Origin of the sequence: Streptomyces sp. NRRL F-2664, assembly GCF_000719345.1 — a bacterium.
Classification (GTDB): Bacteria; Actinomycetota; Actinomycetes; order Streptomycetales; family Streptomycetaceae; genus Streptomyces.
This window is the reverse complement of record NZ_JOFX01000210.1, coordinates 1-1,311: the sequence shown is the minus strand read 5'-3', so window position 1 is coordinate 1,311 and position 1,311 is coordinate 1. Positions and strand designations below refer to the sequence as shown.

The 1,311-nt window shown below is 67.3% G+C and carries 1 protein-coding gene; it reads right to left on the bottom strand.

Annotation, left to right across the window (positions count from 1 at the left end):
* Nucleotides 1–31: 31 nt before the first annotated feature.
* A complete protein-coding gene (locus IF89_RS0135390) occupies nt 32–1,264 on the bottom strand; it encodes an IS30 family transposase (RefSeq protein WP_030777240.1) in 1,233 nt (410 codons plus the stop codon).
* Nucleotides 1,265–1,311: the final 47 nt, after the last annotated feature.

The following is a 1,311-nucleotide window of genomic DNA, read 5'->3' as shown; positions in this document are numbered from 1 at the left end:
GGCAGATTCCAGGGGTCGTCGCAACACGTGATCACTGACGTGTGGTGGCCAGCAGTTTAGACAGACGCTCGGCTGGGGTTTCCCAGCCGAGCGTTTTTCGTGGCCGACTGTTCAGGGCCTGGGCGACCGTGTCGAGGTCCTCGCGGCTGTGGCGGGAGAGGTCGGTGCCCTTGGGGAAGTACTGCCGCAGCAGGCCGTTCGTGTTCTCGTTCGTGCCTCGCTGCCAAGGGCTCGCGGGGTTGCAGAAGTAGACCGGGACGTTCGTGGCGGCCGTGAACGCGCGGTGGCTGGCCATTTCAGAGCCCTGGTCCCAGGTGATCGAGCGTCGCAGCTGCGGCGGCATCGTGGTCACGGCGCGGATCAGCCCGTCACGGGTGTGTCCGGCGGTGTAGCCGAGGGGCAGATGGACGAGGACGAGGTAGCGGCTGCTGCGTTCTACGAGCGTGCCGATCGCGGTCTTGTGGTCTTTCCCGATGATGAGGTCGCCCTCCCAGTGGCCGGGAACGGCCCGCTCTGCCGCTTCCTGGGGGCGTTCGGTGATGAGGACCATGTCCCGCACGGCGCGGGGCCGGCGTCTCTTCGCGTCCCGGTGGCTGCGGCGGCGTATGCGGCCCGTTCGCAGGGTGCGGGTGAGTTCGCGGTGCAGTTCGCCGCGGCCGCTGTTGTAGAGGGCTTGGTAGATCGTCTCGTGGACCACCTGCATGTCCGGGCGGTCGGGGAACAGCTTGCGGAGTACGTGGCTGATCTGCTCGGGGCTCCAGCGCCGGGACAGGTGGGCTTGTATGAAGTCCCGCAGTTCGGGATTCTGGCCGATCTTGCCGGGCTTGGGCCGGGGCCGGCGTTCATTGGCGCGGCGTTGGGCCGCGTGCGGGCGGTAGGCCCACAGGCTGCCTCGGACGTGCGACCGGTTGCGGCGTATCTCCCGGCTGACGGTGGAGGGGCTGCGTCCCAGTTCGCGCGCGATCTCACGGACTGAAGCCTTCTCACGCAGTCGATCCGCGATGTGAATGCGGTCCGCCTCCGACAGGTACCGGGACGGCGCTGAGGGCGCTTCCACCGCGCCGAGCGGTGGAAGCGCCCTCTGCTTCCCGTGGGCCTTGCGCCCGTACAGCCATTTTCTGCCGGTGCGAACCGAGATGCCGACGATCTCGCATGCTTCTCGGTTGCTCAGCCCCTGTTTCATGAGCCGGGAGTATGCCTCTCGCTCCCGACTCAGCTTGACGGGGCCCTGGGCCGTCCTCTTCTCCCGGATCTCGAAGTCCATCGCATACCCCCTGAACTGGGGTGTTGCGACGACCACTAGAACCTAGT

What these genes read in the sequence shown, in the direction of transcription:
- IF89_RS0135390 (WP_030777240.1), bottom strand. Translation starts at nt 1,264, where the DNA reads ATGGACTTCGAGATCCGGGAGAAGAGGACGGCCCAGGGCCCCGTCAAG.